Below are 22,444 nucleotides of genomic sequence, written 5' to 3' on the forward strand. Positions count from 1 at the left end.
AAGTCGTTGAGTGCCTATTTTAATCAAACGAGAGGAACTTTTGCATGAAAAAAACAGTACACGTGGTGCCACATAGTCATTGGGATCGTGAATGGTATTTTACTACCAGTCGATCAAAAATTTACTTGATGCATGATTTAAAAAAAGTTTTAGAGCAGCTAGAGAAGGACAATCCTTACGATAGTTTTATTTTAGACGGACAGGCTTCCTTATTGGATGATTATCTAAAATGGCGTCCGCAGGATCAAGCGCGAATCAAAACGCTGGTTCAGCAGGGCAAGCTGATTATTGGTCCTTGGTATACACAAACTGATCAGCTGGTGATTTCAGGCGAAAGCATTGTCCGCAATATGCTGTATGGCATGAAAATCTGTGAAGAATTCGGTGACTACATGAATGTTGGTTATGTACCGGATTCCTTTGGACAAGCAGCCAGCATGCCGCAGATTTATCGTGAGTTCGGGATCAGCGATACGATGTTTTGGCGTGGGGTAAGTGATGATGATGTGGCGCATACCGAATACAGTTGGCGCGGGGAAGACGGCTCCGCTGTGAACGTGTATCAGATCCCTAGTGGCTATTACATTGGCGGGGCGATTCCTGAGCGGGAAGCAGATTTAGCCGAGTTTCTGCATCAAGAGCCATTTAAAACGACGTGGGGACGCAGCGCAACGGACCAGGTTTATTTCCCGAATGGCTTTGATCAAGCACCGGCGAGAGAAAACCTGCCGGAGTTAGTCGATCAAATGAATGAGCTTTACCAAGGAGAATACGAGCTGCAATTTTCAACGATTGAAAAATACATCGCGGCAGTTAAAGAACGCCATCCGGAATTAGAAGAAGTTGCTGGGGAGCTGATCAATGGAAAATTGATGCGTATCCACAAGACAATCTTTTCTTCCCGTCCTGATCTGAAGGCACTGAATACACAAATCCAGCATTATCTAGTAAACGTGATGGAGCCTGTATTAACAATGGCGCTGCAATTAGGCTTTGAATACCCTGTTGAAACAGTCAAGGAAATCTGGAAGCTGATGTTTGAGAATGCGGCCCACGATTCGATCGGTTCCTGTGTGTCGGATACGACAAATGAGGATGTCTATATGCGCTACAAACAAGCGCGGGATATTTCGATGAACCTAGTAGAATTGACATTACGCCAAATATCGACTGCCATCAATAATCCGCAGGCACAAGAAATCACCTTTACACTGTTTAATACCTACGACACTGCGCGTGAAGGCGTGATCGAAGCAGAGGTTTATCTGCCGCAACAAACGTTTGCGATCCTCGATCAAGCAGGAAATTCCTTGCCTTATACGATCTTAGAACTGATCGATCAGACGGAATATGTCCTGAACCAAGGCAATGTCTTGAATTCGGTCAAAGAAATCTATTTGCCGGAAAAAGTCTATAAAGCCAAAGTCGCGATCGAGACAACTATGGTGCCGAGCATCGGTTATACTCAATTGACGATCGATCTAAAAGGCGATAGCAGTGCGCCGTTAAAGACCGCTACGGATATGATGATCGAAAATGAGTACTATCAAATCACCGTCAATCAAAATGGTTCGCTAGATATTTTAGACAAAGCCAATGACGTTCTCTACAAAAATCAAGGGATCATCGAAGAAAATGGCGATGATGGCGACTCCTTCAATTATTCGCCGCCAGTCAAGGATTGGACGATTTCCTCGACTGATTTTGACCCTGAAATCACGATCCAACAATCCGATATTTATCAATCGGTGCATTTAGAATTCTTGCTGAAGGTTCCTCAAAACTTGAGTGAACGGGCTGAGAAACAGGCGACAGCGGAATTACCGATCGTACTTGAATTAGTCTTGAAGAAAAATTCACCGATCATTGATTTCAACTTAACTGTGGACAATCAAGCGGTGGATAGTCATCGGGGCTGTGTTTTGTTTGATACGGGAATCGCCTCGAAATTCTCGATCGCTGATCAGCAATTTGGCACGTTGCAGCGTCCAGTCGTCTTTGAAAAAGAAATGGCTTTATGGGAAGCCAACAAAGAACAATGGAATGAACAGCCAATCGCCATCGAAACCTGCCAGTCCTTCGTCGGCTTATTCGATGATACCCACGGCGTTGCAGTGATGCCAAAAGGGGTGCGTGAATATGAAATCGTTGGTGAGGACTATGACACGATTCGTTTAACGATTTTCCGCACTTATGGGTTTATGGGGAAAGAAGATCTGATGTATCGTCCTGGACGGGCATCCGGTGAAACGGTGATCGCTACGCCAGATGCGCAGTGCCATAAGACGATGCGCTTTGCTTTTTCGGTTGCTTACTTTGCGCAAGGCTTCGATCAAGCCAACGTAGCGCAGCTAGCCAAACAAGCAGTGACTCCGATAGAACTGTATCAATACGCGGAATTCTTAAACTCGCGTCTGATCTTTACATTAGGTGATGTCGAACCTACGCTACCTGCGGAATTCAACCTTTTTGAGATTACAGGAAATCTGACGCTGAGTGTTTTGAAAAAAGCCGAAGATCGCCCAGGCTATATTATTCGGTTGTATAATGGTTTACTTGTTGAAGAGGGACACGCAACGATCACCTTCAAGCAAGCGATCAAAATTGCGGAAAAAGTTGACTTGAAAGAAAAAACAAAGGAACCGCTGCCAATAATTAATGATACAATAGAACTCGAGAACATCGGGCACGCGAAATTCGTGACCTTGTATGTTGAATAAATCTAAATGATTGTGAGTGAAGCTTAGTGGAAAAATTATTTGGCGGGATCGAGGCCGGCGGAACAAAATTTGTTTGTGCAGTGGGAAATAATGATCTGGAAATCGTTGAGCGGGTCAGTTATCCAACGACGACCCCTGAAGAGACGATGGCATTAGTGATCAGCTTCTTCAAGCAGTATGAAGAGCAATTAGTCAGTATCGGTGTGGGTTCATTTGGACCGATCGATATTCATCGCGATTCAAAAACCTATGGCTACATTACTTCAACACCAAAATTGGCTTGGCAGAATTTTGATTTTGTCGGCACTATGAAAAAAGAGTTTGACTTACCGATTGCTTGGACGACCGATGTGAACGCGGCTTGCTACGGCGAATACGTGAAGGGTCGCGGCGATGGTGTCAACAGTGTCGTGTATTATACGATTGGTACCGGAATCGGCGGCGGTGCATTACAAAAAGGCAACTTCATCGAAGGCTTCAGTCATCCGGAAATGGGGCATGTACTAGTCAGTCGTAACCCGGAAGATGATTTTGAAGGTAGCTGTCCTTTCCACGGACATTGTTTAGAAGGAATGGCGGCAGGTCCGGCGATTGAAAAACGCTTAGGCCGTAAAGGACAGGACTTAAGCGAAGACGATCCTTATTGGGACATCGAAGCGGATTACATCGCGCAATGTGCCTACAATACGACCTTGATGTTTTCACCAGATGTGATCATCTTCGGCGGTGGCGTAATGCAGCAGGAGCATTTAGTCAAAAAAGTTCGCGTGCGTTTCAAAGAGTTAGTTAATGGCTACGTCAAAACGCCAGAACTAGAAGACTATATCGTGACACCAAAGCTTGGTAATAACGCTGGGACAATCGGCTGTCTAGCTTTAGCCAAAGAAGCAAAACTACATTCGTAAGAGGCAAAGCTCCGTCAATTCGCTCTCAGTAAACTACTGAGCGAACTGGCGGAGCTTTTTTAAGGTGCATTTCCTTTCTGATTTGATTTGAGAATTGCTATAATTTAGATAGAAATCGAACGGGGGACACGCGATGAAGGAGAATTATTTTTTAAAATTTGAAAAAGCGATCAGTACGGTCGTGGATATCTTATTGGCTGTATTGATCATCGTCGTTGTAATCGTGATGGGGGAGGGCATCTTTAATATCATTTTACACGTGATCCCATTGAATAATGTATCGGAGTTGACGCTCTTAATTGAAGAAATTGCGACATTGTTCATTCTATTGGAGGTTATTCTGATGCTGCTGCGCTATATCAAGGAGGGACATCATATTCCGGTCCGCTACCTGATTCTAATCAGTATCACCGCCATCCTGCGAGAGCTATTGCTGGCTCACGGAAATGGGACTAATTCTTTATTATTATCCATCTCGATTTTAGTATTAGTGGGTGTTTTATTCATTTTGGAGAAGGTCAAGGCTTTTCATAAGGGCGAAAGTCGTATAGAAAAATAAAGGGGAGTTATCCAAGACTAACTTCTATTTCAGTCACTTAATAGTATAGCTATGTCAGTGACTATATGAATCGTTAAAAAAAGAAACATGCTGGTATCGTTGAATTATACCAGCATGTTTCTATTTTTTATCTATTTTTTGAAATTCTTTGCGATAGGTTTTAGGTGAAGATAGATACTCTTTTTTGAATAATTTGCTAAAATAGGCGGCATCGTAAAAACTAAGTTCTTCGGCAATTTCTTGAATGCTCATTGTTGTTTTCAAGAGTAAATTTCGCCCTTTTTCTAAACGAAATTGATTATGCAATTGTGCTGGAGTCGTTCCAAAGTGTTTCTTAATCAATTGGATAATGTAAGATTTGTGATAAGAAAACTTATCCGCGAGAGTATCTAATGAAAAAGGCTGATTCGAATGAGACTCTATATATGAATAAATCTGTGAAGCAATATCGTAGTCGCTGGATAAATAATCTTGGGTTCGGATCCTATCTAAAATCGCTAAAAATTGCTGTTGCGCTTCAAATTCATCGATTTTGGGTGAAAAAAAGATCTTTTCATGAGCTAGATTATCAATTTTTACCTCTTCTAAGCGATCAACAATCGCTAAAATAGAACTGGCTTGTTGTGCATTTAGATGAGAGTGACTGTTGATAAAGAATGAAAACTCATCTTTTTTATAATACTTTTTGCGATTCATTCGTTTTCGTTTTTGTTGTTTGCTTGAATACTCAAAATGATAGGGACCTGTCGTAGAAAAGTGAATCCAAGCAAAACGAGTTTCTTCATCGCAAGGGCGAAATCCACGGTGTTTTTTATTTGGAACAAGCAACAAATAATCCCCTGCTCCAAGCGTATACTGAGAATCATCTTCTTCCATATAAAGAGTTCCTCTTTCAACAATGATCAAATCAAAAATATCGGTAAGAATTCTTCGCTCATGGATATCTCCAGTTCTAAAAATCGAGCGCCCAGCGACAATCGAATGAGGCATTGGGGGACAAATGAATTCTAAATACATGGAATTCCTCCTTTCGAATAAAATCCTAGTTAATTTAAAGAGAAAGAGCTATTTTTAAGGCATTGTATGAGTATATGCTTTTTGAATCATATAGATTATATTTATATTATACAAGAATATTATCTAATATTATACAATTTATTATTTTTTTATTGCATTCACTCGTTTAAATGTATGCGCTAACATTAGGCTATCAAATGAAGGAGGATTTCCAATGAAAAAAGTATTAAGTAATTATCGATTTTCTATTATTTTACTTCTAGGGGTAATAGTAGGCGCAGTAGCAGGGCTCCTGATGGGAGAACAGGCTACGGTAGTGAAACCTGTCGCGGATGTTTTTCTGAACTTAGTTTTTTGCTTAATCGTCCCGATTGTCTTTTTCTCTATTTCTAGTTCAATTGCGAATATGGAAAATGTCGGTAAGTTGAAAAAAATTTTATTAATTTTCCTAGCTGTCGTAATTGTCTCGGGTGTTATAACTTGTTTACTGGCATTATTGACAACGACGGTCTTTCCAACTACCAACGGGCAGCCAATTAAAATACCGGGAAATTCAGGAGATTTAAAAGCGGAGTTGAATTTGGTCAATATGTTTACAGTATCTGATTTTTCATTGCTGCTTTCTAAAGATAATATGTTGGCATTAATTATTTTTTCTATTATGTTTGGAATTGGAACAAGTCTGTTGAATGAAAAAGGTATGGTGATCAAGAACTTCCTAAATGGAATGACCGCCGTATTCAGCGGAATGGTAGCAATGGTTATGAAATTAGCACCAATCGGAATCGCGTGTTACTTTGCTTCGATGATCGGACAAATGGGTGGTCAAGTCGTTTCATCAATTGCTCGCTTATCTATTATTTATGTTGTCTTTTGTATTCTGTTTTTCGTCATTACATCTTCTGCATACACCTATTGGGGAGGTGGAAAAGAAGGATTAAAAACTTACTGGAAAAATATCACATTACCAATGACTACAGCGATGGGAACCTGCAGTTCGACCGCTTGTATTCCAGTAAATTTGATTGCAAGTGAAAAAATGGGGATACCAAGAGATATTTGCGATATTGTTATCCCTTTAGGAGGCAGCACACATAAAAATGGTGTTGTTAGTGTTCAAATCATGAAAATTGCCTTTTTATTTGCGATTTATCAACGAAGCTTCGGTATTCAAGAAATGGGAATGGCAATCTTTGTTGGAGTAATCAGTGGGATTATTGTAGGAACCATCCCAAGCGGCGGGTTTATCGGAGAGTTGTTCATTTGTACTGCTTTCGGGTTTCCGACAGATGCGGTTCCTCTAATTGTAATTATGGGTACTTTGACAGATCCCTTCTGTACGATGATCAATGTAACCTCTGACCCTGCAATTTCAATGGTCATTGCACGATTGGTCGAAGGTAAAAATTGGATAAAAGAGAAACGATTTGAAAAAAAGGATTTCGATATCGTAGAGAGTCATGTGGAGGAGAGCGTGTAAATGACAACAAATGCAACGATGAATGAAACTTTAGAAGCTGACGTAAAAGAGATCTATTTGGGAAATTTGGCTACTGTTGATTGTGATTTGGAATTACCAAAAATAGGGAAACGGGGAACGTCTTTTTCTTGGTCATCTAATGAGATTCTTTTCATCTCTCATAATGGAGAAGTTACACGACCTACTTTTGGGGTCGGAAATCGTGAAGTTGAATTGACTGTAACGGCTAGATTAGGTAATGATGTTCAACAAAAAACGTACGTTGCAACAGTTTTAGAAGAGGTTCCTGAAACAACAATCATTCAAGCAGAAAATTTGAAAATCAGTTTAAAAGAAGCAGAAAAGCATCTACCGACAGTTTGTGCAGTCCTTCTTGATAATGGCAATTATACGACAGCAGAAGTAGAGTGGTTGGATATGCTAGATGTCACAAAGGAAGAGCAGGTATTAAGAGGGCAAGTCAAAAAAACAGGACAAACCGTTCTGCTTAAGGTTGTTGATTCTTTCGCTCAGCCAAGATTACCGGAGAAAAGAATAGAATCTCTGTCTACACAATTAACAGACGATTCAAGCTTTAAACGTGCTTCTCTTAATATGTTGGAACATTTACGAGGCCTTTCGCTGGATCAATTATTGTATAGTTTTCGCGAGGTTGCGGAACTTTCTACAGAGGGTGCCGAACCGATGACTGGATGGGATGCGCCAGAATGCAATTTGAAAGGACATACGACGGGGCATTATCTTTCTGCAATCGCATTAGCAGCGTATTCTACTCAAGAAGAACTATTTTACAAACAGGTTGATTATTTGATTTCCAGTCTATCTGAATGTCAGAATGCACTTGAAAGATTAGGGATGAGCAAAGGCTTTTTGAGTGCCTACTCTGAAGAACAGTTCGATTTATTAGAGGTGTACACTACCTATCCAAAGATTTGGGCACCTTACTATACCTTAGATAAAATATTTCAAGGATGCTTGGATTGCTATGAATTTGCTGAATCAGAACAAGCATTGGAAATTGCTAAGAAAATTGGGGATTGGACCTATGAACGATTAACAAAACTGAGTTCAAAGCAATTGAATCAAATGTGGTCAATCTATATAGCAGGTGAGTTTGGTGGAATGATTTCCGCGTTAATGCGTCTTTATCACTTCACAGATGAGAGAAGCTATCTAGAAGCCGCATTGATGTTTGAAAATGATAAACTCTTTATTCCGATGAAAGATAATTTCGATACACTTGATGGCGTTCATGCGAATCAACACATTCCACAAATTATCGGTGCATTGGATATTTATGAAGAAACAGGTGACAATCGATATTTAACCATCGCACAAAACTTTTGGGAAATGGTTACACAACATCATGCCTATTCGATTGGCGGTGTTGGTGAAACGGAGATGTTCAAAGCGCCCGATGCGATCGCTCATTTTTTGACGACTAAATCTGCAGAAAGTTGTGCTAGTTACAATCTATTGAAATTGACTAAAAAGCTTTTTGACTTGTCTCCACAAGCTAGATACTTCGATTATTACGAGAATGTCCTGCATAATCACCTATTATCAGCGACTAGTCATGATTGTAATGGCGGAACAACTTACTTTATGCCGACTTCGCCAGGATCGAAAAAACAGTTTGATACGGAGGAGAATACCTGTTGTCATGGAACCGGTTTGGAAAGCTTGCTGAGGTTTCAAAAAGATATTTTTGCCTTTACGGCGGATACGGCGTACGTTAATCTGTTTTATCCAAGTGTCGTGAAATGGGCTGAAAAAGAGACGACACTTCATCAAACTATTTCACAAAATCAAATTGTCTTGAGCTGGAGCGGACACAGCGGGTTCAATTTAAAGATTCGAATACCGGAATGGGCAACATTTGAGGAAATTACTGTTAATGGAATGATCACTTCTCCGGCAATAACAACCGGGTATCTTCAATTTGAGCTTATGGAGCAAGAAGGGGAAATCTGTATTACTTATCAACCGAAAATCAGAGTTATTCCTGCTAACGATGATCCCACTTTGGTATCAATTGCTTATGGTAAAGATATTTTGGCTATCAAATCAGAAGCTAAAGAATTTATCTCTATTCAATCAGGTGATTTAAAAGATCTGATTGAAACAAAGGAAGGCTATCAATTGAAGAGTCATCAGTTAATACCTCTCTATCAAATCAATCATGAACCCTATCATTTATACGTTAAAATAAATGAATAGTTCTACCAAAAAAGCACCCATTGTAGTTTAAGCTACAGGGTGCTTTTCTGGTAAAAATACTGACTATTGATCAGATATAAATTCTGTTTGAACGCTCGAAATGACTAAGTAAGTCAAAGTGAAGAAAAGTAATTAAAACTCGACAAAAATATTGCAAATTACGATTTAAGGCAGATACTTCTTCTTAAGCCGCTGCGGTTTTACGTGATTTTAGAATGTATTGAATCCCTGTATAAAAAATAATAACAATAACTAAATACGTAACCATTGAAATGTCTAAGTTCATCAAAAATTGTGAGGCAATGATAACGCCGGGAATCCCACCGATCGTGATCGCCAAGGCAATTTTTCTCGAATAAGCTTTTTCACGAATAAAGTTGATACTAGCAACTGGTTGAAGCCCCGCACATGAACACATCATGATTGGAAAAGCAGCTAACGGTGTCATGCCTAACATGTAAACCATCGCCATACATGGCGCATACAGCCCAACACCAACCGTCATCAAGGCGCCGAAAAAGAAGTTGCCGATGATCCCAATAACTAATTTGGCACCAGTCAATCCCATGGCAGTGTTTCCTTTACCTAAGAGTGCAATGACTTCCGTTTGACGTAGCAGCATCAAAATAGCGGTAATCAAAAGTGCCCAGCCGATCCATTTCTGAACAGCGGTTTCTGATAATTTCGTAACGAATTTAGAACCGAACCAAGAGCCGACAATTGCCGCCAAGATCAATGAAACTAAGGTTAGTGCATCTACTTTGATAACTGTGACGAAAATCACAGCTTCAGTTAATACAGGGATCGCATGTCCAACATTTAAAATCCCTGGTAATTTTCGGTCGTCATTGTTCTGCTTTGTGATGTTAAGCATCATGGTGGTAAGAGCAAAACTTCCAATTCCGATCGTGTCTGCAAAATCTGCAATAAAGCCAATAATTCCACTAACTAACCAATTCCCTGGTCCTAAATCATCCCGATGGGTCACAACATCGCGGACAAGCATGATTGCTTGAAAGATCATCAGACCAATCAAAACATAAAAAATAATCTGTGCCATAAATCCTCCCGTAGGTCTTTTTCCTATAATTATAACAATAAACAAAAAAGAAAAACCACAAAATTTCAAAAAAATTGTGATTTGCTGAACGACCATCAGTAAAAAGTAAGTTCGAATTCGTTTGAAAGTCTCGGAATAACTCAGAGATAGTAAAGAATAGAAAAGAGGAACAGACAAGGGGTTGTGTGGAATAAGCGAAGTCTTTTCTCTACAAAAGCAACTCGTTTAATGCGTTTTTGATGAATCCTATCAAATTAAAGGACATTACATCTGGTTTTGTCATGATAAAGATGATAAAAATTCGTTTTTGTAATCTTAGAATATATGGTAAATTACTGCTATGAACTATTCAACATAAAGTCGATGAGTCCCACTTCCTACTTTAACAGAATAGTGGAATCGTATAAAACGAACGATTCACTGAATTTTATGGTTAAAATTCGAACATAAAGAGAAGGAGTGACTAAAATGGTTTTAGTAAGTGAGGCGTTTACGACAGTACCAGAATCGTACAGCACGCCATTACAAGAAAACGTTTATCAAGTTTTACAGGATCTAGAAATGGCGTTTCAACGCGTGGAGACAGAGGAAGTCATCACGATGGAGGATTGCCAGCAAATCAACGAACGGTTAGACATGGACATGGTGAAGACCTTGTTCTTATGTAATCGCCAAAAAACCAATTTTTATCTCTTCGTGACTTGTGGCGATAAGCCCTTTAAATCGAAAGAGTTCAGCCAAGCTTTGGATATCGCCCGGGTCTCATTTGCCTCCGCAGAGCAGATGGATGCGATGTTAGGAACAAAAATCGGGGCAGCAACGATCTTTAGTACATTGCTGGAAGAAGCAAAGCAGGTTCAATTGGTTTTAGATAAGGATGTCTGTGAGCAAGAATATTATGGTTGCAGCGATGGCACGACGACAGGCTATTTGAAATTGAAGACCAGTGATGTATTAGAGAAATTCTTGCCTTATGTAAAGCGTCAGCCGAAAATTATTGAAGTGTAGAAAGAGTACTTTATAGCAGGTCCCCAAAAAGTTGGGGGCTTGCTTTTTAATTTGGCTAAGCGTGGAACTGAAAATAAAGAAAAGTATCTATCATGTGAAAAAAGTTCTAATAATTAGTTTTAATTTATGCTAAAATTTTATGTATTACGTGTAAATTAGGAGGCCTTGTGAATAGAAAATATTTAATTTTAATAGTGGGTTTATTTCTACTTCCACTCGGAACGACTGCTTATGCTGCTGAAGATATTATGGAGATTACTCGATCAGCAGGCTATACCGATGTCTTGGAGGAAAACAAACCGAAAGCGTCGATCGTCGTGGATGGCACGAATGGTCAAATCTTGTGGGAAGACAATGCTGAAGTCGTGAGAGAACCAGCGAGTATTTCAAAAATGATGACGGTCTTTTTAGTATTTGATGCGATAAAAGAAGGCAAATTGTCTTTAGAGACAAAAATTACAGCGACAGAAAAGGATCAAGCGATCAGTCAGCTGTATGCGATCAGTAACAATAAGATTGTGGCAGGCGTCGAGTATCCGGTTAAAGAGCTGCTGAAAATGGTGGTAGTTCCTTCATCAAATGTCGCGACTGTCATGTTAGCGAATGCTGTTTCAGAAAATCAAGCAGGCGCATTTGTTAAAAAAATGAACGAGAAGGCTCAACAAATCGGGATGAAGAATACCGCCTTTTACAATTGCAGCGGCGCCTCTGCGGTAAGCTTTGAAGGATTATATGCGCCAGAAGGCTTTGATCCCAATGGCAGCAATACCTCAACCGCCCGTGATTTAGCGACCATGGTTTTTCATTTAATCAATGACCATCCTGAGGTATTGGCATTTACGAATCAGCCGAAGGTCACTGCCATGGAGGGCACACCTTATGAGGAAACCTTTGAGACCTACAACTACTCATTGCCTGGTGCAAAATATGGTTTTGAGGGAGTCGATGGCATGAAGACGGGTTCAGGACCTAGCAGTGCCTTCAATTATATTGCCACAGCCAAGCGGGGAGAGACGCGCTTGATCGAAGTTATTTTAGGGGTTGGCGATTGGTCGGATCAGGACGGCGAGTACTATCGCCATCCCTTTGGCAATGCGCTACTCAAAAAGGCCTTCGATGACTATGAACATCGTCTGCTTTTACCAAAAGGCACACATGAGATTGAGGGAAGATCAATTCAAGTAGAAAACGATCTTTACGGGACAGTGAAAAAGAACGAAGAGCCAAAAGTGACGATTCAAGAGAATCAGGTCGTGTTAGAGAATCAGAAAGAACAGCTAACAGAGGATATGCCTAAAGTATCTCTGACTTATAAGAAGTTGGAAACCGAAGAGAAGAGTTTGCCAGAAACGAGCAAACCAGATTTACTTGATCAAGCAAAGAATTATCTTATGCCTGCGGTGTTGTTTGTTTTCGGGCTAGTCTTTCTATTGATCCCTATCAAAAAACGAAAAACAGTCGGACGAACCAGAAGCAGCTCCCGCAGTAGCGGACCGATTGTAGTGCGGATGATTGGTGTTGTCTGTATCCTTGCCTCGTTAGTGTTGCTGTTGATGGAAATAGTTTAATTTAAGAAACAAAAACAGAGTGACACGCCAAATTGAATAGGCGTGCCACTCTGTTTTCATTTTTAACAGCAATCCAACGGACAGCCTAAGCGTTCAGCGATGGCTAGTCCTGATGGCGTCTGTGCCAAGCCGGCATGACCCGTACAGCGCAATGACGCTGGAATCATTCGGCCGACTTTATTGAAGCTTTCAATCGTTTCATCTAATGGAATGACGACATCATAACCAGCCAGAGCCATATTAGCCGCTCCTAATGCGTTCATTCCACACATCATATTTTTTCCAAGACAAGGAACTTCCACCCGTACGCCAATTGGGTCACAGGTCATGCCGAAGACATTTTGCAGTCCCATCGAGGCCGCGTTCACGGCTTCTTCGATTGTTCCCCCCATCAGTTGAACGAGTGCCCCCGCAGTCATGCCAGAGCCAGACCCGCATTCTGCCTGACAGCCTGCGACCTCTGCCGCAAATGTCGCGTATTCTGCAATGAAGACGCCGATCATTCCTGCTGCCAAGAGTGCGCGAACCAATTCATCATGGGATTTTTTCTGATAGTCACTAACGGCGATCAAGGTTCCCGGCAATGCGCCGCATGATCCCGCCGTTGGTGCCGCAACGAAGACATTCATCGAGCTTTTAACCTCCATCAAAGCGGAGATATTTTCGATGATCTTAGCTGGCAGGTCATCGCCGATCAGCTTCTTACGATTGGCGCGAATCTTCGGTGCCTGTGAGCCTAACATCCGATCTTCATAGGAAGTGCCGGCCAAACCAACCTTTATGCCATTTTCCATGATCGCAAGGATTTCTTCCGCCTTTTGATACACTTCTTCTTCGGAAATACTGCCGCGATGGCTTTCATAACGCAACGCCATATCAGCCAGGTCTAAATTTTCCTCTTTTGCCAGCGCGATCATCTCCTCGGCTGTTGAAAAGAGCATTTTCGGTTCTTTTTGCGACATAATAGGCAGGACCGGATCAAAGGCGATGAAACGCTCGACCGTCATCTGCTTGTTCAACCAAGCAATTTCTTTTTCGGAAATTTCCTGCTGGGTCTTGATTTGCAGCATCGTTTTTCCATGTTGCTTCGTGATGACAGCCGAGCAGAATTTACTGATGTTACCCTCTAGGTCAGCTTCTGTTAACGCCAACTTCTCACCGAAAAGGAAGGTTTCATAAAAGCCGCCTGTGACTTCCACCGCAAAGTGATTGATCTCGGTAATCTCGATCATGCCGCCACCAACAGAGAGGGCAGTCACCTCTAATTCTTCGCCAAAATCTGTTTTAATCGTCATTTTATAGGTGTTAGGATGGTTGTTTTCGTAAGGAACCACACGGAAAAGAATCTCCATGCCCTCCGCTTCCGCGATTTCAATCGCCTTCGTTAAGCGGCTATCTGTCGGGTCCATCCCCAGCAACCCACCGACTAGACCGATATCCGAGCATTGCGTAATATAGCTTGCGGCTAAAGAACCCTTTGGATCAAAATCCGCTTGAAAATAAATGATTTTCCCAACGACCATTTGACGCAGTGCGCGACCAATCCGTACGGAAGCCGCCGTGTGTGAACTTGAAGGACCGATCATCACAGGCCCTAAAACATCATTAAAAATACTGGCATGTTCTTTCATACGGGACCTCCTTAGAAATCAGATTCGATGTAAATCTCTTCACCTGCAATTTCATCATCGATTACGTCTTTCCACTTGTCCGCTTCGATTTCCTTAAAGGATACTGAGACAACCTTCGGATCACAGCCCAGCTCCTTCACTACGAAATCCTGTAATTTGTTGGCCAAATCCTGTTTTACTTCTTCTGTCCGACCTGGATATAATTTCACTGATAAATGTGGCATTTTTATTCCTCCTTATTCGTTTTAATGTATTAATTTTTCGTGGAAAAATTAGTCCGATCCGAATGCCGTATACCATCCAACTAAGTAATTTCCACTTTTAATTGATGCTGGCATAGGTTCTGTCTCGCTGGCTAAGCGGGCTGCGAGAAGTTGGACTGGCATCCTTATTCGTTTTAATGTATTAATTTTTCGTGGAAAAATGAATCCGATCCGAATGCCGTATACCATCCAACTAAGTAATTTCCACTTTTAATTGATGCTGGCATAGGTTCTGTCTCGCTGGCTATGCAGGCTGCGAGAAGTTAGACTGGCATCCTTGTATTAAGACCATTCTGTTCCAATTTCTTTCTCTAGTGCCCGTTCATAGATTTTTTGTGCAGTGACTAAGTCCTGTGCACCGATACCAACGGTTTTGAAGACGATGATTTCTTCCTCGTTTTCCCGACCGATGACGTTCCCGTTCAGGACTTCGCCAATATCGCCAGTAAAGTCGTCTTTTGTGATCGTGCCATTCTCTAACGGAATCAAAATATCGCCAGCTTCGGAAAGGACGGCTTCCTCTGAATCAAAATAAATCTTGCTGGCTCGTTCTAGGATGACGGGGTCCATTTCCTGCATGTGAGGCTGATAAGACCCGACACAGCTGACAGTTGCTCCGGCTTTGACCTTGCTGCCATCAAAAACAGGAGAGGTGGCCGGGGTAACAGTGACGATCAAGTCGGCATCGCTGATGGCTTCATCGGAAGTTGCCGCGGATAAAATCTGAGTTCCATAAGCCTTCAGTTCTTCATTCATTTGATTAGCGAAAGCCTTCGTCCGTTCAGGATTTTGATCAAAAACATACACAGTATCCAAATCACGCGCACAAATCATCGCCTCTAATTGCGTCGCCGCTTGCCCGCCTGTTCCGATCAAGGCGCCTTTCTTGGCGTCCTTTCGACCCAAGACATCGAATGCGACACCTGAAGCCGCGCCTGTTCGCAGTTGGGTTACGGTCACACCATCTAGTAAGGCGTTGACATAACCGGTCTTGCCATCCACCAATAACACCTGCGCTGGGGCAGAGGATAAGCCTTTATTGATATTGTCAGGAAAAATATTAATGATTTTCAGCGCTGCCGCATCCAGATCAGGCGCATAAGACGGCATAAATAAGAACGTGCCGTTCTGTTTTTCCGAAACGATCTGGGTTCGCAAGGGCACCTCTGTTTTGTCTTCACTGAATAGCTGGAAGGCAACCTTGTCCGCTTCAATGGCATCCTTCATGCTAAATACTTGTTTAATGTCTTCGCGAGATAAAAGTAACATATAGTCCTCCTTGATAATTTTCTTTCACATCTAAAAGTATAAGCGATTACATTGTTGGTTTCAAAGTAATTTCCCAAATAGTTCCTTATTCCATCAGAAGTAATAGACCAACAGAGAAAGATTGGTGCACGGATACACAGGTGAAAGGATTGATTCATACAAGAATCAAGCGATGAAGCGGAAAAAGCAGAAACTTCCCAAAGAAAACAGGTGTCTTTTTATTCAATTTTTTTTGCTATTTTAAAAGATTTTGCAACGAAAAATGTTTATTCATTTTGTTATTGAAAAAGCGTTTTCCTTTCTATATACTTTGATTGTAGAAATGTTCACATAAGGTGCAGGAGGTGGAAGAAATGTCTAAACGACTATGACTATGAGGTGAAAATACACTTAGAGTCTCTAAGCGAGTTCAGCTAGCATTCTTTCCCTCAAAGTATCCCTGTGATTAAGTACGTTAATCCTATACTTTCGAAGGGCGCATACAGGTACTGTATGTTTTTTTGTGCGCCCATAATTGAGGGGAGAGCTAAAACTCACCAATCTAGTAAACCAAAAAAATCGAAAGAAGGAATTAGAAAAATGAAAAAAAGAATCGGTGGATTATTATTAATTGTTTTAGCAATGGTTGCGATTGTGTTAACGGGTTGTTCAAAAGATGAGGCAAAGGAAGGCGGAAAGAAAGACCGTGCAGAAGCGGATATCGATTGGCAAATGATCGCGCCAGAAAAGATGAAGGACGTTCTTGAAACAGACGACGCTGCTGAATATCAAATTATTGATATCCAACCAGAAGCCGATTATCAAAAAGGCCATTTACCAAATTCAATCAGTGTGCCAGCTTATCCAGTAGACACAGAGGATTTGGAGAAATTAGTTGTGGATAATGCCGATCAGTTCAAAGAAGGCGAAAAACCCATCTATGTGGTCTGCCCTGGCGGTGGTGGCGGAGCAAAACGCACCATCTCACTATTGATTGATGAAGGCATTGATGAGTCACGCTTATATATCGTTGAGAATGGTGCGAAGAAATGGCCTTATAAAGACGATAGCAAGCTATGGGTGACGGACTAAACAGAACCCTTTTAAATTAGTAGATATATGAGACAGGCACCATACTCATTCATTGAGTTTGGAGCCTGTTTTACTTTAACAAAAAATCGAATTATACTTAATTTAACTTAAAAAGGAGCTGTTAATATGGAAACAGTAGCAAGAAAGATCGGAAATTCTGTAGGAGCGATTTTTCCAAAAGATATTTCCCCAGAAGTCGGCGAAACATTTACTATTTTGAAAGTCGGTGAAGCATACATACTAAAGCCGAAAAAGGAGGATATTTTTAAAGACGAAGAAAATTGGAAAGGCTTTAGAGATTCAATCAGTCGAGACGATTTTGAATGGGACGCAATGAAAGATGTTGGAAGGGAAGGCTAATATGGATTACCCGAAACAAAAAGACATCATTTGGATAGATTTGGATCCAACAAAGGGGAAAAAAATCAGAAAACGTCGACCTGCATTGGTCGTGAGCAGAGATGATTTTAATGAGCGAACAGGTTTTTGTTTGATTTGTCCAATCACATCCACAAGAAGAGAGTTCGCGACGTATATCGAGATAAAAGATCCGCAAAAAATCACAGGTGAAGTTGTCACTCATCAAATACGATCTGTGGACTATTTAAGCCGGAAGATCGAAAAAATAGAACAATGTGACCTACTAACTTGGATTGAAGTAGTAGAAGTAATTGGCATGTTTATTTAGAAACGAATAAAAAAATGATAATCATCGCACTGAGTTAGAAAATGATTTAGGGACTGATACGAAAGTCTTTGATCCCAATGAGAAGCTGTAGTCCATGAGATGAAAGAATACTTGACCTAGCTAATTATTACCAACCAATTGTTGGATATTATGGATAGCACTAGTTAGTAGCTTCTAGGAAAAAATATAAGAATCTAAGAAGGCTCTCTGCGAGTATCCCACCGCAAAGAGCCTTCTTTTATTGTGCATTCAATTCCCAAATAACGCCGAATTTATCTTGGAGCTTTGCATAATGAGATTCCCAAAAGGTTTTGTGTAGCCCAACAAGGCTCGTTGAACCGGTCTGGATCAACTGGTTTTCTAAAGTAGTGATCACGTCATAAGAGTCTAATTCCAGCCAAAAAGAGATACGTCCTTTGGATGAGACAGGCTGTAGATCATTCTTTTCGACTACATCCCCCGCATAAAAGAGCTGATTCCCCAGTTTAAAAGTCGCGTTAGCAATACAGTGGCTTCGCCGGCTATCTTCCGTGTAACCAACGTCTTCAAAGGTCATTTTTTCAAGCACTTCCGCATTAAAAAGTTCGACATAATAAGACAACGCCTGCTCACAGGTATCGTCAAATAAAATGAATGGCACACTCGCTTGGATCATCTGATCACCTCCACATTCATTCTAGCATGGCGCTTGAGCGAAAAATTATTCTAGATTGTGTTCTTTTTGAAGACAGAAGAAAGAAGCTTGACCAGATTGATTAGAATCGGCGGGTCCTCCTTGATTGGTGGTCTTAAGGTGATCGTGAAATGCCGTCCGTTGGATTCTGGAAAAGAAATTTTTTCGTCCACTTTCCCACGTAAAGCGTTGTTCAAATGAAAGTAAGAGAAAAGTGTGCTAGTCGCATCGATGGCACATGCAAAAAGGTAGTACTCACCAGCTGGGATATTCTGCAGCAGGTTCATTTGTTGTTTTTTTGTAGCGATACCTGAAACAGGCTTGTGATTGGGGATCGGCGTGTGAAAAAGCCCGATAAACAAAATCCCCTTCTCAAAATCTGTAGGCAGTTTGACTGTTACCTGACAGAAGGAATCCGCAGCTTCTTTAAAATAGTCAACCGCTTCTTTCTCGCTTGCTTCAAACCTCTTGGCTGTAGAATAAAGCTCAGCTATTTCTTGTTTGTATTGTTTCGGGGAACTGCCTGTATATTTTTTGAACGTATTAGAGAAGCTTCCGGAACTGGAGTAACCGACCGAAGATTGTATGGACGTGATCCGATTCTCATTTTCCAAGAGTTCGATGGTTTTTTCCGTTTTCAAACTGGAGATGTATTCGCGTAAGGAGTATCCTGTTAATCGTTTGAATTCTCGACTAAAGTGGTGCTTATCGTAGCCAAAATGTGCGGCAATGTCTTCAATTTTTAGTTCATCCAGAAAAATATTTTCTTCAATGTAAATGAAGATATCTTCAATAATGTCTTTCATTTATCTCAAGCCTTTTCTAAAAGTATAGCGCGTGACAGGGAATAATGCCATTTTATAAGATGGAACATTATTTATTTTTTATTATTTTATTAATTAAATATTAATTTTTTAACCAGAGTTCACCATTATATATAAGCGCATTAAGTTGATTTCCATTTACTTAAGTGACAAAAGATGTTATTTTGTTTATAGGAATAGTGATAAAAAAAGAACTTTATCTCATTAGAGTTGAAAGTTAATCAAGAGCCGAAGTTCTCAACGATCAAATTATCGAGGATTCCTTTTAAAGAGTCCCATAAAAACATGACTGTTTGATAGATGATGAATTTAAGATGAGGTGGAAAATCAATGCTAATAAAAATGGAGGCTTTGCCAAAAATTGAAGAAAAGGTCGAAACATTATTAGGCACTCGTTTGTCAGAGTATTGCACGGTAAATATCATGCATACAGACTTTGGCAGTGACTTTTACTGTGTGCTTCCGCCAGATGAAGCAGGCGACCGGAAAGAGTTTTATGTCCAATATCGAGAATTGGAAAGAGTGGCGGATAAGGATGACTACTTGTCCTTGCGACTAAAAACGTCGACCGTTCGAAGATGGTTTAAGAAGAGGTGTTTAACCTTTCTTTTTTATGTGGATCTTGCTCGTGACGACATTTATTGGGTGGATCCCTTTGAACAGCTTTTTGAAAGATTAGAAGCGCTTGCACCGAACCAGGAGACGATCGTTTTTGATCTTCCTAAAAAGAATTTGCTGTCTAAGGAAGCCAATGAATTTCCAAGTTATTTTTTTGAACGAATGGAGAAATTCGATAACTATTTATTCAATGGCACCTTGGATCGGATCAGTCACGATATTGAGACCTTTACCGAAAACTCTTCCTTCTCAGAAGAGCTGCTGGTTGATGAGAAAGAGGATTCTATAACAATCAAATATAAAAGTGTCGCCTTAGAAGGGAAATTTCCTGAGCAAAACCAAGATGGCAGCTGCTCAATCACCTTTACACGACTGATGAAGACGACCGATTTAGATATTCGTTTGAATCATAAGGAAATCCTGAACCTGTTCTATTTCGGAAAAGAGACGGATGCACGATTAAGGATGCGAAAATATATCGGATTGTACTTAGAAGACTTGGGGCAATATTTCGTTGAGTTCGGAAGCAGTGTCGCTTATTTGTACCAGCATGAAGTAGACGAATTGGGTATGGTAGTCGACACCTTTATCAAAAAATACGTCGCGAAGATCACAGACTTTTTAAAAGAGCTGCAATCCTTTGCCTTTGAGCCATACTATGGCGATCATCGCAGGTTTAAGCTGATGCAGCTGGATGTGGAAACGTGGGAAAAGATTCGCACCCATGTTCAAAAGTACCAGACCAATAATGGTACGTATGAGAATGGCTATATCTTCTCACCTTATGCAGATCCAAACCAAATCGGTGTCGATGATGATCAAGGCAGAGAGCTTTTCAGTGTGTACGGGTATTACAGGCAATCCGATGCAGATGCGGAAAAGCTTGTCGTAGATGTGGTGTGGGAATATGTTGGCTACTCTGAAGCCGATGCTAGGACGGGACAGACCTACAATGTCGCGGATACGTACGCCTTCTTCATCAATGAGCTGCTGCCCAAATTCTTTACCAGTGAGCAGACGGTTAAGAAAAGAAGACTTTTCCGAACAAAACTGGTGAAAGTCTATAAAACACAAACCAAAGAAGAAATCGAGAAAAAAATCTTTATTCCAAAATATAAGCTGACGCAATATCCGAATGGGAATGCGGAATTAGCCGAAACCTTCCGCTATCTATCCGATTATTTGAAGGCGCAGGAATTTTACGCCTTTGATCCTACGGCGTTTGAGAATTTGTTGGAGGGCTTTGACAATCTGCTGCGGGCGGAACTAGCGATTGGTGGAGAATCTTCAAAAGATTGGTATCAAGAGAAGAAACAGGATTTATTAAAGGATATCAAACAGTTAAAGCTTGATCAGGAAAATGACTTTCCTAGTGACGGCTATTTTCTAGCCAGTACCTTCAGTAAGCTCCAAGCAATCGTCAATCACTATAAAGGATCCTTTGATGGGAAAAGGATTCAAGAAAGTGAGCTACTTCGAGAGTTCGCCAGTTTAATCGCTGAGTACAATGAAGATCGATTGATTCGATTGTTGCTTAGTTAAGATGCTCAAAAGGGGTTAATAGTTGAAATGAAAGGGAGAGAAGGATGAACAAGGGTAGGATTTTTAGTGGGTTGGTTATACTGAGCAGTATGTTGATTCTGCTAACGGCATGCTCCAGCAACAGCGGGGAAACCAAGAAAGTAGAAAAGGAACCAGATGCAGGGCAAAATTCAAAAGTAGCGGTGAGTATCGAAGACGGAACCTACATCATTCCAGATGGGGAAACAGTCGATGAGGACACAGGCTTTCTCGCGTTGGCTATCAAAGTGAAAAATAAGACAGACAAGAATCTGGATGTTACCTCTAGTGATTTTTCATTATATGATGAAGATGGGGAGAAGGTTTCCTCAGAACATGTGTATGACTCACAAGGGAAATTCAAGCTATTATCTAGTGAAAGCTTATCTGAAGGCAAAAGCTTTACAAAACCACTCGTTTTCAAAGTAGCTAAAGCTGCTGAATACGAGTTGCATTACGAGCCGGTCTATTCTTCTGATGAAGAAGAAAAAGGAATCGAATTAAAAATAGCTACAGAGGATTATCCCGATGATGCCAAAGCAGTCGAAGGATTAATGGATCAGTACATTGAAACGGTATTTTATAATAGCGATCCTGAAGAGTCAGAAGAAAAATCCAAGCTGGAGCTGAGCAACGACCTAGACGAAGAACGAAAAGCCTTCAAGGAAGAAGCAATCAATTTATTAAAAAAGGGCTTTCCGAAGCACAATGTCTCAACTGAAGAAGCTGAAACATTTATCTCACAAGTCCAAGCCTCCAATCGTGAAAAAGCAAAGGTAAGCTATCGCTTCAAAGAATTCTTTCCAGAAACAGCGTCGCTCTATGTACGTCCAGAAACCGTACTATTGAAGAAAGAAGACAAGGATGCCATCGTGAAGCAATTTACCGAAGAAAACAAAGGCAAGTTTTCCGACTATGCGACCGCCCAACGTGAGGCAGAGAAATACCTCGTTCAGGAATTACCGGCAAAGATCAAAGAGATCACCATCAGTACAGATGAGGATATGACCGGTGAAGGGTATCGGGTCAACTTAGAGAAGAAAGATGGGAAATGGACAATCAACTCAGCGAATGACAGTCAGAACTATACCTTCAAATCACTGAAGGATACCTTTAGATGCGGATTGCACGAATAATCAAAAAAATACACTTGCGAGACCTTTCGCAGGTGTATTTCGTTTTACTTTAAATGAAATTCTAAGAAAGCTCTCTGCGAGTATTCTCCTTTCAAAGAGTACTTCCCTACACGCATAACACCATCTTAGAAATAATTTCTTCAATGTAAACAAGGATAGTTTCAATGATAACTC

General features: G+C 40.9%; 19 protein-coding genes. 12 read left to right on the forward strand and 7 right to left on the reverse strand.

Annotation, left to right across the window (positions count from 1 at the left end; all coding sequences use genetic code 11):
* Window positions 1-44 precede the first annotated feature (44 nt).
* The 3 genes from mngB to IGI44_RS02835 all read left to right on the forward strand — a co-directional run bounded on the left by mngB (window position 45) and on the right by IGI44_RS02835 (window position 4,184).
* Entirely contained in the window at window positions 45-2,720 is a 2,676-nt protein-coding gene (gene mngB / locus IGI44_RS02825) for a mannosylglycerate hydrolase (RefSeq protein ID WP_438786266.1), read from the forward strand.
* 26 nt (window positions 2,721-2,746) lie between these two features.
* Window positions 2,747-3,625: a fructokinase ScrK gene (gene scrK / locus IGI44_RS02830; RefSeq protein WP_438786268.1), complete on the forward strand. Its 879-nt coding sequence runs from the start codon at window positions 2,747-2,749 to the stop codon at window positions 3,623-3,625.
* Between the two features lie 133 nt (window positions 3,626-3,758).
* Complete coding sequence (locus IGI44_RS02835; RefSeq protein ID WP_438786270.1) at window positions 3,759-4,184, forward strand: phosphate-starvation-inducible PsiE family protein; 426 nt, start codon at window positions 3,759-3,761, stop codon at window positions 4,182-4,184.
* Window positions 4,185-4,304: 120 nt separating this feature from the next.
* Here the strand turns inward: IGI44_RS02835 and IGI44_RS02840 are convergent, their stop codons facing one another.
* The gene (locus tag IGI44_RS02840) at window positions 4,305-5,201 is read right to left on the reverse strand and encodes a helix-turn-helix domain-containing protein (protein WP_438786271.1); all 897 of its coding nucleotides are present in this window, start codon (window positions 5,199-5,201) and stop codon (window positions 4,305-4,307) included.
* 214 nt (window positions 5,202-5,415) lie between these two features.
* On the opposite strand from IGI44_RS02840, the gene IGI44_RS02845 reads away from it, so the two are divergent.
* The gene (locus IGI44_RS02845) at window positions 5,416-6,681 is read left to right on the forward strand and encodes a dicarboxylate/amino acid:cation symporter (protein ID WP_438786273.1); all 1,266 of its coding nucleotides are present in this window, start codon (window positions 5,416-5,418) and stop codon (window positions 6,679-6,681) included.
* Window positions 6,682-8,901 (forward strand): beta-L-arabinofuranosidase domain-containing protein, encoded by a 2,220-nt coding sequence (locus IGI44_RS02850; RefSeq protein ID WP_438786274.1) that lies wholly within the window; start codon window positions 6,682-6,684, stop codon window positions 8,899-8,901.
* Between the two features lie 184 nt (window positions 8,902-9,085).
* Here the strand turns inward: IGI44_RS02850 and IGI44_RS02855 are convergent, their stop codons facing one another.
* Window positions 9,086-10,057 carry a TSUP family transporter gene (locus IGI44_RS02855; RefSeq protein WP_438786275.1) on the reverse strand — a complete coding sequence of 324 codons (972 nt, stop codon included), beginning with the start codon at window positions 10,055-10,057 and terminating at the stop codon, window positions 9,086-9,088.
* A gap of 372 nt (window positions 10,058-10,429) precedes the next feature.
* On the opposite strand from IGI44_RS02855, the gene IGI44_RS02860 reads away from it, so the two are divergent.
* Together IGI44_RS02860 and IGI44_RS02865 are read left to right on the forward strand one after the other, a co-directional pair.
* The gene (locus IGI44_RS02860) at window positions 10,430-10,969 is read left to right on the forward strand and encodes a prolyl-tRNA synthetase associated domain-containing protein (RefSeq protein WP_438786277.1); all 540 of its coding nucleotides are present in this window, start codon (window positions 10,430-10,432) and stop codon (window positions 10,967-10,969) included.
* Window positions 10,970-11,217: 248 nt separating this feature from the next.
* Entirely contained in the window at window positions 11,218-12,537 is a 1,320-nt protein-coding gene (locus IGI44_RS02865; protein ID WP_438788902.1) for a DUF1958 domain-containing protein, read from the forward strand.
* A 62-nt stretch (window positions 12,538-12,599) separates the two neighbouring features.
* Here IGI44_RS02865 and IGI44_RS02870 read toward each other — a convergent pair whose 3' ends face one another.
* The 3 genes from IGI44_RS02870 to IGI44_RS02880 form a co-directional block, all read right to left on the reverse strand.
* Complete coding sequence (locus tag IGI44_RS02870) at window positions 12,600-14,168, reverse strand: L-serine ammonia-lyase, iron-sulfur-dependent, subunit alpha (RefSeq protein ID WP_438786279.1); 1,569 nt, start codon at window positions 14,166-14,168, stop codon at window positions 12,600-12,602.
* Between the two features lie 11 nt (window positions 14,169-14,179).
* Window positions 14,180-14,392, reverse strand: a complete 213-nt coding sequence (locus IGI44_RS02875) for a tautomerase family protein (protein WP_438786280.1) — start codon at window positions 14,390-14,392, stop codon at window positions 14,180-14,182.
* A 321-nt stretch (window positions 14,393-14,713) separates the two neighbouring features.
* Entirely contained in the window at window positions 14,714-15,700 is a 987-nt protein-coding gene (locus IGI44_RS02880) for an ornithine cyclodeaminase family protein (RefSeq protein ID WP_438786282.1), read from the reverse strand.
* Between the two features lie 579 nt (window positions 15,701-16,279).
* On the opposite strand from IGI44_RS02880, the gene IGI44_RS02885 reads away from it, so the two are divergent.
* The 3 genes from IGI44_RS02885 (at window position 16,280) to IGI44_RS02895 (ending at window position 17,459) form a co-directional block, all read left to right on the forward strand.
* Window positions 16,280-16,771: a rhodanese-like domain-containing protein gene (locus IGI44_RS02885; RefSeq protein WP_438786283.1), complete on the forward strand. Its 492-nt coding sequence runs from the start codon at window positions 16,280-16,282 to the stop codon at window positions 16,769-16,771.
* A gap of 126 nt (window positions 16,772-16,897) precedes the next feature.
* A complete protein-coding gene (locus IGI44_RS02890) occupies window positions 16,898-17,131 on the forward strand; it encodes an AbrB/MazE/SpoVT family DNA-binding domain-containing protein (RefSeq protein ID WP_438786284.1) in 234 nt (77 codons plus the stop codon).
* A 1-nt stretch (window position 17,132) separates the two neighbouring features.
* Entirely contained in the window at window positions 17,133-17,459 is a 327-nt protein-coding gene (locus IGI44_RS02895) for a type II toxin-antitoxin system PemK/MazF family toxin (protein WP_438786286.1), read from the forward strand.
* 238 nt (window positions 17,460-17,697) lie between these two features.
* On the opposite strand, the gene IGI44_RS02900 is transcribed toward IGI44_RS02895, so the two are convergent.
* Together IGI44_RS02900 and IGI44_RS02905 are read right to left on the reverse strand one after the other, a co-directional pair.
* Window positions 17,698-18,114, reverse strand: a complete 417-nt coding sequence (locus IGI44_RS02900; protein WP_438786288.1) for a VOC family protein — start codon at window positions 18,112-18,114, stop codon at window positions 17,698-17,700.
* A 50-nt stretch (window positions 18,115-18,164) separates the two neighbouring features.
* The gene (locus IGI44_RS02905; RefSeq protein ID WP_438786289.1) at window positions 18,165-18,938 is read right to left on the reverse strand and encodes an AraC family transcriptional regulator; all 774 of its coding nucleotides are present in this window, start codon (window positions 18,936-18,938) and stop codon (window positions 18,165-18,167) included.
* A 348-nt stretch (window positions 18,939-19,286) separates the two neighbouring features.
* On the opposite strand from IGI44_RS02905, the gene IGI44_RS02910 reads away from it, so the two are divergent.
* Together IGI44_RS02910 and IGI44_RS02915 are read left to right on the forward strand one after the other, a co-directional pair.
* Window positions 19,287-21,116, forward strand: coding sequence for a hypothetical protein (locus IGI44_RS02910; protein WP_438786290.1), 1,830 nt, complete (start codon window positions 19,287-19,289; stop codon window positions 21,114-21,116).
* Window positions 21,117-21,160: 44 nt separating this feature from the next.
* Window positions 21,161-22,270 carry a DUF4352 domain-containing protein gene (locus tag IGI44_RS02915; protein WP_438786291.1) on the forward strand — a complete coding sequence of 370 codons (1,110 nt, stop codon included), beginning with the start codon at window positions 21,161-21,163 and terminating at the stop codon, window positions 22,268-22,270.
* Window positions 22,271-22,444: the final 174 nt, after the last annotated feature.

Source organism: Enterococcus sp. DIV0756 (genome assembly GCF_051710745.1).
Classification (GTDB): domain Bacteria; phylum Bacillota; class Bacilli; order Lactobacillales; family Enterococcaceae; genus Enterococcus_A.